Annotated in this window: 13 protein-coding genes; 6 read left to right on the plus strand and 7 right to left on the minus strand. The window is 49.5% G+C overall.

Translation table 11 applies throughout. The features are described 5' to 3' along the window. Positions 1–57: 57 nt before the first annotated feature. Positions 58–255 carry a hypothetical protein gene (locus tag B3A20_RS04020; RefSeq protein ID WP_014544972.1) on the plus strand — a complete coding sequence of 66 codons (198 nt, stop codon included), beginning with the start codon at positions 58–60 and terminating at the stop codon, positions 253–255. 146 nt (positions 256–401) lie between these two features. Here B3A20_RS04020 and B3A20_RS04025 read toward each other — a convergent pair whose 3' ends face one another. Continuing rightward, the gene (locus tag B3A20_RS04025) at positions 402–2,012 is read right to left on the minus strand and encodes a hypothetical protein (RefSeq protein WP_290762141.1); all 1,611 of its coding nucleotides are present in this window, start codon (positions 2,010–2,012) and stop codon (positions 402–404) included. Between the two features lie 122 nt (positions 2,013–2,134). On the opposite strand from B3A20_RS04025, the gene B3A20_RS04030 reads away from it, so the two are divergent. The 5 genes from B3A20_RS04030 to B3A20_RS04050 all read left to right on the plus strand — a co-directional run bounded on the left by B3A20_RS04030 (position 2,135) and on the right by B3A20_RS04050 (position 6,954). After that, the gene (locus B3A20_RS04030; protein ID WP_290762144.1) at positions 2,135–3,214 is read left to right on the plus strand and encodes a hypothetical protein; all 1,080 of its coding nucleotides are present in this window, start codon (positions 2,135–2,137) and stop codon (positions 3,212–3,214) included. Positions 3,215–3,531: 317 nt separating this feature from the next. Further along, complete coding sequence (locus B3A20_RS04035; RefSeq protein ID WP_290762147.1) at positions 3,532–3,981, plus strand: type II toxin-antitoxin system VapC family toxin; 450 nt, start codon at positions 3,532–3,534, stop codon at positions 3,979–3,981. A 148-nt stretch (positions 3,982–4,129) separates the two neighbouring features. Further along, on the plus strand, positions 4,130–5,587 hold the full coding sequence (gatB, locus tag B3A20_RS04040; RefSeq protein WP_290762149.1) for an Asp-tRNA(Asn)/Glu-tRNA(Gln) amidotransferase subunit GatB: 1,458 nt from the start codon (positions 4,130–4,132) through the stop codon (positions 5,585–5,587). 99 nt (positions 5,588–5,686) lie between these two features. Then, positions 5,687–6,082, plus strand: coding sequence for a hypothetical protein (locus B3A20_RS04045; protein WP_290762151.1), 396 nt, complete (start codon positions 5,687–5,689; stop codon positions 6,080–6,082). 137 nt (positions 6,083–6,219) lie between these two features. Next, positions 6,220–6,954 (plus strand): IMP cyclohydrolase, encoded by a 735-nt coding sequence (locus B3A20_RS04050; RefSeq protein WP_290762154.1) that lies wholly within the window; start codon positions 6,220–6,222, stop codon positions 6,952–6,954. 273 nt (positions 6,955–7,227) lie between these two features. Here B3A20_RS04050 and B3A20_RS04055 read toward each other — a convergent pair whose 3' ends face one another. From B3A20_RS04055 to B3A20_RS04080, 6 genes are all read right to left on the minus strand, one after another. Next, positions 7,228–8,049, minus strand: a complete 822-nt coding sequence (locus tag B3A20_RS04055; protein WP_290762156.1) for an FISUMP domain-containing protein — start codon at positions 8,047–8,049, stop codon at positions 7,228–7,230. A gap of 149 nt (positions 8,050–8,198) precedes the next feature. Continuing rightward, a complete protein-coding gene (locus B3A20_RS04060; RefSeq protein ID WP_290762159.1) occupies positions 8,199–9,590 on the minus strand; it encodes a GntR family transcriptional regulator in 1,392 nt (463 codons plus the stop codon). 3 nt (positions 9,591–9,593) lie between these two features. Next, positions 9,594–10,925, minus strand: a complete 1,332-nt coding sequence (gene trmFO, locus B3A20_RS04065) for a methylenetetrahydrofolate--tRNA-(uracil(54)-C(5))-methyltransferase (FADH(2)-oxidizing) TrmFO (protein WP_290762161.1) — start codon at positions 10,923–10,925, stop codon at positions 9,594–9,596. A gap of 113 nt (positions 10,926–11,038) precedes the next feature. After that, positions 11,039–11,494 (minus strand): hypothetical protein, encoded by a 456-nt coding sequence (locus B3A20_RS04070; RefSeq protein WP_014544981.1) that lies wholly within the window; start codon positions 11,492–11,494, stop codon positions 11,039–11,041. Positions 11,495–11,511: 17 nt separating this feature from the next. Further along, positions 11,512–12,564 carry an IMP cyclohydrolase gene (locus B3A20_RS04075; RefSeq protein ID WP_173564927.1) on the minus strand — a complete coding sequence of 351 codons (1,053 nt, stop codon included), beginning with the start codon at positions 12,562–12,564 and terminating at the stop codon, positions 11,512–11,514. 108 nt (positions 12,565–12,672) lie between these two features. Next, positions 12,673–13,494 carry a NifU family protein gene (locus B3A20_RS04080; RefSeq protein ID WP_290762165.1) on the minus strand — a complete coding sequence of 274 codons (822 nt, stop codon included), beginning with the start codon at positions 13,492–13,494 and terminating at the stop codon, positions 12,673–12,675. Positions 13,495–13,826: the final 332 nt, after the last annotated feature.

Genomic DNA, 13,826 nt, shown 5'->3' on the forward strand with positions numbered 1-13,826 from the left:
TTAAGTTTGTTGGTGCGCCAACCCAAGTTTTTTGATCACCTCATTAAAGGAGTCGCTATGCGCGATTTACTCGAAAAAGCTCTGAATAAAGGTTTGACTGTCTGCTTTACATCCGAAAATGGCTTTGATGTCATTCGAATTTCTTCTGGTAACGAAGTTGTTGCTAGTTGCAGCCTTGGATCGAATAGCTTCCGTGCATCGGTCGAAGAATCTCTCCAGGCGCTTTTGCTCGACCTGGAACGCAAGGGATTCTAGCGGACTTGCCGCAGTTGCTCTGTAGGTTGGTGAGCTTGTTGAACCATTGAGCTATGAGCTCGCAACTTTCGTTTGCTTTTGGCTTTATATGAAAAAATCCTGCGATATTCTCGCAGGATTTTTTTGTGTAGTCAATAATTTTTGACTTAGTTAATTCTACCGATCAAGTTGCCGGAGAGCATATAGTCCTTAGATGCACCATAGCTGTGGAAACCAGCGGAGAGCGAGAAACGGTCCGTGAGAGCCTTTTCAAGGTAGAGGGCTCCAAGAACGTCCTTCACGTGCTTTGTCTTGCTGCCAATAAAGTCGCTGTGGTGATGACGGTTGTGAACGTATTCTGCTTCAAGGATGACGCGGTCAACGGTCTTGAAGTTCATTTCAATACCACCGGTAAGCGGAGCGACGAGGTCATCGGAGAGGTCCATGAGGGCTACTTCGCCAAAGAGCGTGAGGAAGTCCGGGATAATCGGTGCGCGAACCTTCAAAGATACGTTGTGCGAAATGTCGGCATCGTTGTCGTTGACTTTGTCGAAAACGTTGCTGCGGTAGCCGAGCTGGATGTCGAAGAGTTCGAGGCTCGGGAGATCATGGAAGTTGAACACCAAGCGGAGGTCGCCCTTGTTAAGATGGGTAGCCTTGCTGATGAAGGAGAAGGCGAGGTCGATGTTTTCGTTCGGAGCAAAGCCGAATTCAAACTGGTTCTCGGGATCCTGCGTGGAGAGGAATCCGTTCTTGTAACCATCGATGTAGCCACCGAAGTAGTCGCCGTTCTTATCGGTGTTGTCCCAACGACCGACTCTGAAGCTGAAGTTGCCCTTACTCTGGTATGCCCATGCTTCGTCGAGAGTGAAGTAATCTTCGGCGCTGCCGGTTTCGCCATTGACGTTATCGGTCTTCAAGTCGCCTGGGTAGAAGGCGAGAGCAATCTTACCCTTGAAGTTATTCGTTTCGGCGAGGATAGCGAAGTTAGCTTGGCCACTCCACTTTTCGAGGTTGTCCGAATTTTCGTCGTCTTCGGAGGTCCAGAACACCTTGCCGGCTTCGAGTTCGAAGTCTGCGTTGATGTCGAAATCGATTTCGTTGACCGTGAAGACAGCATTTTCGATCATCTTCTTTTTCTTGCGAGATGTCGTGGTTGCCGGTTCAGCGGCTGCAACTTCTGCCGGAGCTTCAACGGCTGCAGGGGCTTCAACAACCGGTGCTGGAGCTACAACCGGTGCCGGTGCTTCTGCAACTGGTGCTGCCGGAGCCTTGGTTTCGGCGACCGGTGCGGGTTCAGCCTTCGGAGCTTCCGGAGTCGGAGCGATTGCCGGAATAATCGGTTCTGCCGGGGCCTTTGTTTCAACGGCGGCGGCAGCTTCGGCCTTGGCAGCTTCGGCCTTGACTTCTGCGGCCTTTGCTGTTTCCTGAGCCTTGACTTCGGCTTCCTGTGCCTTATTGGCAACTGCGGCCTTTGCTTCGGTCTTTGCTTCGGATGCAGTTGTTTTCACATCCTTAGCAGCTGCCTTTGCGGTTTCTTGAGCCTTTGCTTCGGTTTCTGCCTTGGCGTTGGTTGCTGTGGCTTTAGCGTCAGTCTTGGCGGCTTCTACCTTGGCTTTTGCCTTGGTCGTCTTCTTGACGGCAGCGGCCTTTGCCTTGGTGACTGCTGTTTTGGCTTCTACAGCCGGCTTTTCGGTTGCTGCTTTAACATCTTCTGCACTCGGTGCTGCAAATACGGAAGCTGCGAGCAAACAAGTTGCAAGAAACATTTTCTTCATTTGAGGATCTCCTTAGTATAAATCCAGGTTTAAATACTCGATTAAATGTTAGTAAAAAAATCTTAATCAAATTTTTACTACATATAAAGCCCTCATTAATCTAATTTAAATATCCAAAAGAGGTGATTGTTTTGAAAAATTTTTTGTTGGCGGTGATGGTTGTTTTGACGTCGAGCGCGTTTGCGCAGATGAAACTGGATGTCTATAAGAAAATTAATGGTTCTATAGATGAAAACCGCCCTTTAGGGTATTTAATGTCTTCGGACGCGATTAAGGAACTCCCGATTCCGAAGGATAAGATTGAGCATGAAAGCTTTGTCGATGTTCAGGAAAAGGTTCGTGGTAAAAACGGAAAATACCAGACCGTCACTAAAAAACAAAGAGTGGTGACTTACGAAGAAGTCGAGCCGAAAGCTCCGCCGCGCTATGTGCCGGTGAATTGCAAGTTTGGCGATGTGTGGGTCAAGCGTTCGGAGCTGGACCGTTTTATGCAAGAATACGCAGACTTGAGTGGGGAATACGTCTCTGAAACGGGCCGCGTGGTTCTCAAAAGTTCGCCGAGCAACGCTAGCCGCTTTAACATTGTTGTGCAGAATGGTAAGGACGATAACGTAGCCGAAATCGAAATGGGTAATCTCGAAAAGAAAAACATCAATGGCCATGCACGCTTTGTCTACAAAGAAGAAGGCTGTGCTGTTGGCGTGGATGTGTTCAACCGCGTGGTGCGCGTGGCCCAGCATGGTTGCGAAGATTACAATGTCGGTGGATACACGCTTGCAGGGAATTACCCGACATTCAAGGGAAACAACCGCATTGTCGAAACATTTAATTTGGATTCATATAACTTCTCTTATCCGAAATATTTGTGGTGCGCGAGTGGCTATGATACTTGTGAACCATTGACGGATGAACATGGAATCGTGAGTATTACGTGGAGCAAGGACGGGCATGGAACGATTGAACGCCGAGCCGGGAATTCTGTGCATATGTACCGTGCGATGGAACGCGTGATTCCGCATAAACGAGATTACTATATGGGCGAAAAGCCGATTGCACTCAAGACCAAGCGCACTGACATGAGCGGTGAATGGATGAACTGGTATTTTTATCCGCGTGCAGGGCGCTTCAAGATGATGCGTTCTGGACAGCGTTTCGATGCCGCTTACATGGAAATCTACGAACCGGTCAAGGAAGATGATTAAGAGTGGGCTTCGCCCAAGCCCGTAATAAGTAAAAATGTACTTCTTGCGGGCGGGGCCCCAGCTCGGAGTTGCGAAGGCCGCACGGGCCCCTCCCTGCACCCTCCCCATCCTGGCACAAGCGCCAACCTTACGGCTCAGCCATGCCCATGCAAGCATGGTCGCGGCACTCGCCTTTTAAGGTTGTGGCCGACGCTCTATTCTCTCGATGTAATTCTGATTATCTGTTGATTTAATTTAAGTTTCGCTTTTATTTATAAATGAATTATTTAATTTTTTAATGATTGCTTATCAATTGTAAAGAATTGTTGCAGAAGATTATGATTAAATCTATTGAACAGAGTCGCATTTTGTTTTTGGATTCGGGGCCGCTGGTGCGGCTTCTCCAGATGCATCCTGATTACTACCCGGTTGTGTCGGACGTTTTGGACGGTGTCTATGAGAACAATGTGCAAGTTCTCGTTTCTTCTGTAACTTTATTTGAAATTTGCAAAAAGGCGTATGGTGCAAACGATGGCGTTTTAGCAAGGCAGTATCGTGAATTTTTTGAGAAGTCTGCTAACGTGCGCCTTTGCGAAGTGAATGCCGATGTTGCATTGAAGGCGGCGGAATTGTTTGCGGCTGCTGCCCGCACGAACCACAAGCTGACCGAGATGGAATCGCTACGCTTGGCGACCGCGTTCGTGAACGGCGCCGATTGCATCCTCACCGAATGCGCAAACTTCCGTGACGCCACCGATGCGCTCGTCGTTACGCTCGATGAAATTTAGGCTATTGGGGGATGGGCTCGCCCCTTTGGTGCTTTGAGCACGCTTCGCTTTGAGGTTAGAGCGTTTTACAAGCATATCTAAGTTCTAAGCTCTAAGTTCTAAGTTCTAAAATACTATCTTTTCCGCGTAAAATTTATTGGAGTTTAACATGTCTAATTACTGTCCTGTTATTGGTCTCGAAATCCATTGCCAGCTTGCCACTAAGACAAAGATGTTCTGTGGCTGCGAAATTGAAGTGAACACAAGCCCGAACAAGCATGTTTGCCCTGTTTGCCTCGGTATGCCGGGCGCTATGCCTGTGCCGAACAAGAAGGCTGTGGAATATGCCATCCGCTTGGGTCTCGCTCTCAACTGCGAAATTGATTTGAACGCCATGTGGACTCGTAAGAACTACTTCTACCCGGACCTTCCGAAGGGTTACCAGATTACGCAGACGGGTGGACTTCCGGTGTATGACCATCCGATTTGTAAGAACGGCTGGCTCGAAATCGTGAAGGCCGACGGCACCAAGAAGCGTGTGGGCATTACCCGTATCCACATGGAAGAAGATGCCGGTAAGCTCATCCACGACATGAGCCCGTCCCAAAGCCATTTTGACGCTAACCGCTGCGGTACGCCGCTTTGCGAAATCGTGACCGAACCGGACATCCGTAGCCCGGAAGAAGCCGTGCTCGTGCTGAAGAAAATCAAGCAGACGCTCGAATACACACGCGTTTCTAACGCCAACATGGAAAACGGCAACATGCGTTGCGATGGTAACATTTCGCTGCGCGCTTCTGAAGACGCTCCGTTCGGTATCCGCGCCGAAATCAAGAACTTGAACAGCTTCACGAACCTCGAAAAGGCTCTCTACTGCGAAATGAACCTGCAGGCCTCGACGCTCGATGCCGGCAAGGAAGTGGAACAGTGCACCAAGCGCTACGACCCCAATGCGGACAAGACCATCGTCATCCGCTCTAAGGAAGACGCCCACGACTACAAGTACTTCCCGGAACCGGACATGGTGCGCCTCGTGACTGACCCGGCCTTTGTGGAAGAAATCCGCCGCACGCTTCCGGAACTGCCGGATGCCCGCCGCAAGCGCTTCATGGACGACTTCGGTGTTTCCGAATACGACGCCATGGTGCTTACCGAAGACCGCGACGTGAGCGAATGGTATGACACCGCCGCGAAGAATTGCAAGAACGGCAAGGTCTTGGCCAACTGGGTGATTACTGAACTGCTGGCCAAGGTGAAGGAACTCGAAGGAGGTCTCTCCGCTCTCAAGATCAAGCCGGAACAGCTCTGCGCTCTCGTGAACCTTATTGCAGATAACACCATTAACGGAAAGATTGCAAAGACAGTCTTCGCCGAAATGTTCGAAACGGGCAAGGATCCTGAAGTCATCGTGAAGGAAAAGGGCCTCGTGCAGGTGACCGACACCGCTGCTATCGAAGCTGTGGTTCGTGAAGTCTGCGCCGCTAACGCCGCTCAGTTCGCTGAATTCAAGGCAGGCAAGGTTGCACTCAAGGGCTTCCTCGTGGGTATGACGATGCGCAAGTCCGGTGGCAAGGCTAACCCGGGTCTCGTGAACCAGATTCTCGACAAGCTCGCTAAGGAAGGGTAATTTAGACGAGAGAACGGGCTATGCCCTACAGACGAGAGATAAGAGGTGTCATCCTGAGCGAAGTGCGTAGCACGAAGTCGAAGGATCTAGGATTGAATAATGAAGAATGCGGCGAAATCGAGAAATTGTCATTGTGAGCCCAAGGTCACTGAGCGTAGTCGAAGTGGGGGCGTGGCAATCCAGGGCAGTTTGTTGCTCGTGGTTTTGTTTGCACTCTTTCTTTCTTTCCCGTCCTCTGCCATTGCAAAGATGGACCGCTCGGACAGCTCTTACGTCAGCACGTTGAACATGACCGAAGAGCAAAAGGAAAAGGTTTTTGGTGTAGATTCCTCGACTCTTGCCAAAGGCCCGACGCTCCAAGAATTGAATGAGGAAAATCCGACTTACGTCAAGCGAGAATACGACCACAAACAGCAAGTGGTTGTCGGTAGCGTGGTGATGTTCTGCGTTGCCCTTGCGATGGTCCTGATGAATAATTACAATCCCAAAAGGTAGATAGGTATTAGGTGTTAGGTATTAGGCAAAGAATCGCAGCTTCGCTGCACAAAACAAACGCACAATGAGCGTAATTCTTTTTCGAAACCAGTAACTTAAAACCTATAACCTAAAACCTACAACCTAAAAAACTAATTATGAACTACACAGAAGAAGCAAAACAGAATTTCAACGACCTCTCCAAGAACCCGTATCCGGGCCGTGGCATTGTGCTTGGCACAAGCGCCGATGGCAAGTCTTACGTGCAGGTTTACTGGATCATGGGTCGCAGCGTGAACAGCCGCAACCGCGTGTTTGAAATTGAAGCCGACACTGGCTTTATGAAGACCAAGGCTTTCGACGAATCCAAGCTCACGGACCCGCATCTCATCATTTACTATCCGGCTCGCCACACGAAGGACGTGCAGATTATTACGAACGGCGACCAGACGGACACGATTTACAACGCCATCAAGCTCGGTGGCACGTTCGAAAGCGCTCTTCGCACTCGCCAGTACGAAGACGACGCTCCGAACTTCACGCCGCGTATTTCCGGCATCCACTACAAGAATGCTGAACCGGCTATCTACAAGCTCTCCATCCTCAAGAGCCGCAATAATAGCGAAGAAGCAGGCTGCGAACGCATGACGTTTGAATTCGAAAAGGCTTTGAACGGTCTTGGACACTTCATCAGCACATACGAAACGGATGGCAAGCCGATCCCGTCTTTCAACGGTTTCCCGAAGCTCATGCCGATTTTCAACACTGCTGAAGAAACGCTCAAGGCTTACTGGGACGCTCTCAACGCTGACAACAAGGTTTCCTTGATGGTCAAGTGGATTGACCGCGAAACCTTCGAAGCTAAGACGATTATCGTGAATAAGAATAAGTAGAGTTTAGAACTTAGAGCTTAGACGAAATGTCAGCCTGAGCTGTCATCCTGAGCGAAGTCGAAGGATCCAGTAAAATTATTCGCAAGAAATAACTGGATTCTGCCCCTTCGAACCTAAGAATTGTAAAGCAACAAGTTGCTAACAATTCTATATCGTCCTAACGGACTCAGAATGACGTTGCTCTACCGACTAAGTTCTACCAACTTCTTTTAGAATTATACGGAAAAAGCGAGCTTATGGCTCGCTTTTTCTATATCCGCAATGTGGATTTTGTTAGTCCATCAAGCAACGGAGATATGTTTCCTGGTGCTTGTAGATGTGTTCTAGCTTAACGGGCTTTTGGGAATAAGTGTTGAAGCAAATCATGTAGTTTTGATTTGATGCTTCTTCGCTAGCTGTTTGCAAACATGGGAATGACTCGTATTTTTCGTTTGCGATGGTTAAAGAAAAACCATAATCGTCTGTTCCCTTATAGCCTGAATAATCCCATTCGGTCGAGAGCAACTTTCTGACTGGGCCTTGGTCCAGTAATGTTTGCCATTCGCTGGTTGAAGGTACGTGCCAACCTTTGGGGCAGATTCCTTGGCGTGGACCATGATAGGCCGAATCAGAGACTGATTCGGCAGCCCATTCATCTTCATAATTGCAGGGGAGCTGCATGGCGGTAATCCAGGAGTAGTAACGTCCGTATTTATTTATAACTTCATCGGGTTCTTGAGGCTGATCTTCCGTTGGACCACAGCTTTTGTCGTAATATTTATTGCTTATTCTTAAGTTTTCTGCCATCCAAATTTGATTGCCGACTTTTGCTGTCTTGTAAACTTGACCATCGCGTTCGTCGGTTAATGTGTTTGCGGTTGGATTGTAGTTTGCTGGAAAGCCGTTGGAATTTGCAGATGTTCCTTGTGAACTGCTAGAATTAGCCTTTGAATCGCTGCTTTCTATTGCGGAAGATGCTGGAACACCTGTTGCTGAGGAACTTGAAATTTGAGAATCTCCAGAGTTGTTTGTGCTTGGGCTCGTAGAAGAATCATCGCCACAAGCAGCCAAGGTGCAAGCAATTGCTAAACCATAGGCAAAAAAATTTACTTTCATTCTTTATCCTTTGTTATTTATGATAAGAATATAGAATTTGTAAAAAAAATGCAACATTTGTTTTAAAAAAAATGAAGCTGTTTTGAGTTTAGAACTGAGGAAAACGTCATCGCGAGTAAAGCGCGGCAATCTATCTAAGTTCTTCCGACTTACTTCTCAATGACTTGTCCGAGAATCTGGTGCAGGCGTTTTTTATTCCCGAAGCCATCGGGATTTTCGATGTAGTAGAAAATCTGCTTGATGAGTGCGCTCGTGTTGAAGTCATACGACGCAATGCGCAACAAGTAGCTTTCGGCGGAGTTGTCGAATCCGAGCACGTTCGGGTCGGTCTTGTCGCCAGGCAAGGTGCAATCGCCGTCATCGCTCATTTCGTAGAAGATACCTGCAACTTCGTCGTTTACGCAGACCCAGCAATTGCAATCCTCAGGAACATTCTTGGCGAACTGCAAAAGCTTTTTCTTCACGAGATTACGGGCGTATGATTCGACGGAAAATCTCGAAACTCTCTGCCTTGCGATTTCCTTGTAGTCCCACGGGCTTGCAAATTCGTCATCGGTAAATGCAATGACTTCTAGCCCCGAATTCATGAGGCCTGTCAAGCGGTCCTTGGACCAGGAACTGTTATGGTACGGCGAGAAATAACAGACCTTCTTGAAGCCTTTTTGCAAAAGGTATTTGCCGAGCTGCTGGCCCGGGATTTCTCCGAATGTGGAGTTAAAAAATGCCCAGTTGTTCTTGCTCAAGAATCTCGGCGGGATGTTTTGCAACGGGTGTTCCCACCACACGGAGACGGGGTATTTCACACCGTAAAAGAGCTGCAAAAGCGCGTGCGGATTCTGCACCAAGAGTGTCGATAGTACTGCACCGATAGCATTCGGATAATCTGTCAGGCGGCAGATTTTTCCACTGCGGTCAATGAGCTTGCCGCTTTCTTCGTTGATGCCGAGCAGAATGAGCTTGAAATGTTGTTCACCTGCGGTCTGGTAAACGAGACGCAAAAAGTCGAGTTCTCGTTCGCTTTCTGCGGTAAAGCCGCCCCACGAATTGCATCGCGTGACGAACAAAATCTCGCTGAAATTCTTGACCGTCTTTGTCTTGAGCGGGGAGGCGAATGCGTACAAGCGCCCACGACGCACGAGAATTCCCTGATTCACTTTGTGGATCAGGAACTTGCGGAGAATCGTCTGCGATACATTGTAGCGGTCTGAGAGTTCTTTGGCAAGCGGCAAATTCCTATTCGGGTCGAGGAACCCTTTTTCCCAGTCCGTTGAAAATTCGCGTTCAAGGCGTTCGAGCACGGTTTCGCGATGAACAGTCTTCGAAAGCATTTGCGCAAGATCATTGGCGTCCGGAGCCTTGCCCCAGAAGAATCCCTTGCCGCGGATGCTGTAAATGAGACCTTCTTCGGAGAGTTGCTTGAGCACGCTCTGAATGGTTCCCGACGAGACTCCAAACGTTTTCATCAGCTTGCGTACAGACGGGAGCATTTCCCCGTCTTTCAGCTCTTGCTGCAAAATCGCTTGTTTGATCTCGTCACGCATATTTTATGCCATGTTACGGGCTGCAATCCATTCACGAACGGCGCGTTCGGCACGTTCGGCAAGAATCTCTTTCTTGTTCTTTTTCTTGAGTCCCTCGTGATGGGGGAGAAGGCCGAAGTTGAAGTTCATCGGCTGGAAATCCTCGTTCTCTTCGACAAGGCGGTTCATCAAGGAGCCGATACAGCTCTCTTCAGGGAGCGGGTCGGCGTGTCCGTGCAAAATCGTCTGCGCCATATTCCATGCAGCGTACCAACCTGTAGCAACCGCTTCGGTGTAGCCTTCAGAACCCGTAATCTGGCCTGCAAACCACGTGGGCGGAATATCCTTGGCGCAGTCGAGTTCCGGACGCAAGCGGAGCGTCTTATCAAGGAACTTCGGCGATTCGATAAACGTGTTGCGGTGCATGCAGCCGAGGCGTGCAAATTTTGCATTGCGCAGTGCAGGCACCATGGTAAAGATTTCCTTTTGCGTGCCCCACTTGAGGCGCGTCTGGAAACCGACCATGTTGAACAAAGTCTTCTGTTTGTTTTCGGCGCGGAGTTGGATCACGGCATACCACAGATGTCCGTTGTTTCCAAGCCCAAGCCCGATGGGGCGCATGGGCCCGTGGCGGAGAGTTTCGTAGCCACGACGCGCCATTTCTTCGACCGGCAGGCAACCTTCAAAAAGTTCGCGTTTTTCGAACGGGCGCGGTTCGGTTGCTTCTGCTTCGCAGAGCTTGTTTACAAATTCTGTATAAGTTTCCTTGTCGAGCGGGCAGTTGATAAAGTCTGCCGTTTCGCCTTTTTCCCAGCGATTCATGTAGAACGCATGGTTAAAGTCGATGCTGTCCGTTTCGACGACGGGCGCAATTGCATCAAAGAAGTGCAGACGGTTACTGCCGAGGCGTTTAAAAATATCGTCGGCGAGAGCATCACTTGCCAAAGGACCTGCGGCAACAAGTGTCGGGCAATCGCCTTCGAGGCTCGTCACTTCTTCGCGGTGCAGCGTAATGTTCGGGAATTCTGCAATCTTCTTTTCGACAAGTTCACTAAAAATGTCGCGGTTCACCGTCAAGGAATCACCTGCTGGCACTGCCGCTTCGCGCGCGCAATCTAGGAGGAAACTCCCGAGCAGAGTGAGTTCCGCTTTTAAAAGGCCATGGGCACTAGTTATGCCCAAAGCCTTGAAACTGTTAGAACAGACGAGTTGGGCGAGGTGTCCATCCCTATGGGCGGGCGTCTGCCTGTTGGGGCGCATTTCGTACAAATCTACCTGAAAACCACGGCTTGCCAATTGTAAAGCCGCTTCGCAGCCTGCAAGACCGCCACCAATAACTCGTACTTTATAGGTCATAGGGATTAGGTCTTAGGTCTTAGGGGTAAGGAATATGCACTTTGTAAATCAAATAGGTGGCGAAGCCACGATTATATTCCTATAACCTATAACCTACAACCTGTAACCTCCTCTCAGTTTACCACAATTTTTCTATAGCTCTTCGCGTTACCGATCCAGAGCTTGACCAACAATTCTTCGAGGGATGCCGTACTCACGCATTCCGGGTCTGCGTCCTGAATCTCGTCCGAAATCAGGTTCGCCTGAGTCAAGTTCAGCATGCCGTAGTACAAAGCTTCCAGCAACTGCGAAAGAAACTCGGGCGAAACTTTGGCGACAGACTCCATATCATTCAACGGCGGAAGCTGCGTTTTATCCGGCTGGAACTGATCCAAGTTATCCATAGTCCACATATCGGTCGCCTTGCTCATTTCGGGCGAGGGCGCAATACCGCTAAGCTTGGAACGGTAATCACTCCATTCCTTGGCGGTCGTTTTCCCGGCCTTGCGGACAGACTTCAAGAAGGAGAGGACTGCGTAATACAGGTCCTTCTCCCTTTGGTTTGATTCTTTCTGAGATACTGGAATCATTCTTACCTTATAATGAATTAGTGGCGGAAATGGCGCATTCCGGTGAACACCATCGCAATGCCGAACTTGTCTGCAGATTCGATGGAGAGGTCATCCTTCTTGGAGCCGCCCGGCTGGACGATGTAGCGGACACCAGCATCGTGTGCTGCTTCGACGTTGTCCGGGAACGGGAAGAACGCGTCAGAACCCATAACAACTTCGCCGAAGACTTTCTTTTCGAGAGCCTTGAGACCGGCTTCGTTCACGAGCTTGCCGTTTTCGTCGAAGAATTCCTTGGCTTCAGGCATGCGAGCGACGTTATCGCGGACGCGCGGCTGGCAGAGGCGGAGGTTAGAGTCAATGCGGTTCGGCTGGCCCGGGCCAAGACCCATCACCTGGAAATAACCCGGCTTGTATTCGTAGCACATCACGATTGCGTTAGACTTTGTATGCTTAGTAACGAGCCAAGTGAAGCGGGCGAGGTCTTCCTTGTTCTTCGGGAACTGGGCCTTCGTGACGCATTCGAACTTTTCCCAAGTTCCGATGTCGCGGTCCTGGACGAGCATGCCACCAATCACGTGCTTATAGACCTTGCATGCGACTGCCTTCTTGATTTCGCCCACTTCGAGGAGACGAATGTCCTTGGACTTGTTCTTGAGGAATTCGAGAGCGTCGTCATCGAAAGCCGGAGCGAGCAAGATTTCAACGAACTTGCCCTTGAGGAATTCGGCAGTCTTGAGGTCAACCTTGCGAGTCACGGCAATCACAGAACCGAAAGCGGACACCGGGTCACCAGCCCAAGCGGCTTCGAGAGCTTCGCGGAGCGTTTCGCCCGTAGCAAGACCGCACGGATTCATGTGCTTTACGATCACGACAGCATTGCCGTCGCTGAATTCGCGAGCCATTTCGAGGGCGGCGTCAGCATCGACGATGTTGTTGAAAGAAAGTTCCTTGCCCCAGAGCTGCTTTGCAGAAGCGAGGTTTGCTTCGGTGCAGGTCGGGTCGCGGTAGAATACAGCGGACTGGTGGGAGTTTTCGCCGTAGCGCATCGGCTGCGGGTCAACGAATTTCAAAACGAGTTCTTCGGACATATCATTTCCTTTGTGGATTTTTTCGCAGAGAAATATAGAAAAAATGCCCACGCACGGTGGGCACTCAATAATAACTATTGACCAATGACTAATGACCATTGACCAAAATTAGAACAAACTAGCAGGCGGGTTGTTGTCGTCCATTCCCGGCAAATTCGGGTTCTGCGGGAGGTTCGCCAGCGGGTCTTCGGGTTCAACGATAAGGTTGTAATATACGTTGTTCTTAAGTTCGTCTTCGATGTAGAAGAGCGTTCCGCCCATAGCGCTGCCGCAACCGGCGCATGCGCCCTGGTAACGGATTTGCAAGCGGTTATCGTCAGTGAGGTCTAGAATCTGGATGTCGCCACCGTCGCCTTGGAGCGTTCCGCGGACGGTCTGGTGCAGCCACTGTTCAATTTTTTCAATCTTTTGTGCCTTGGTGAGAGCATTCCATTCGGCGTCGGCTTCGGCACGGCCTTCGGCGGTCTGCGTGCGGTACTTGATGCGTTCCATCTTCTCGCGGACGATAATTGCTGTAGCTTTCTTTTCGGGGTAGACGAGCAGAATTTTCGAGATGAGCGTGTTCATCTGCTTTATTTCTACGGCATCCTCCGGGATGGCTCGGACGTCCGGCGTGTCGCGCAGTTCTTCTTCGAGGCTTTCGGCGGTAATCTTGCAGGCGTCATCGACCGTAGCCATCTGAATCTTGCGGCAGAACGAATCGGCAAGGGCGGTAAAGAGCGGCCCGCCGTACGTAAAGAATCGCGTTTCCAGAATCTTGTCGCATTCCGGGTCAATCATCAAATAGACCTTGAGACTCGCTTCCTTCACATCGACGAGGGCGAGTCCCTTTTCGTCGGCTTCAATCTGGAAAATCGCCCCTCGGTACTTGGGAGCCTTAGCAATATCTTGTAACTTCTGAGAGAATTTAGCGCTTTGTTCTTCGTTCATGCGCGCTAATTTAGAAATTTATGGAGCATTTGGGGAGGGTCTTGTAAAACCTATTTAAAATGTAGGATTTTTTGATGTTTTCCGTAAAAAAGGGGCGTGGCTAGCCTTTTAATAGGGGTGTGGCGGGCATTTTGAAGCATGGAAAACGCAAAATTACGTATTCAAAGCATAAAAAAGACTATGTAAGTACGTAATGGCAAAATAGTTAATTTGTGCGTTACGTACTTGAGAGTCGTAACAAAGGGGTTTAGTATGTAAAATATGGCTACAAGCGGCTGATATTAGTGCAAAAAAGGCTTTTTGCAAATGAAAATGGGGCTTTTCCCTTTATT

The sequence above is a fragment of the Fibrobacter sp. UBA4297 genome (assembly GCF_002394865.1).
Taxonomy (GTDB): domain Bacteria; phylum Fibrobacterota; class Fibrobacteria; order Fibrobacterales; family Fibrobacteraceae; genus Fibrobacter.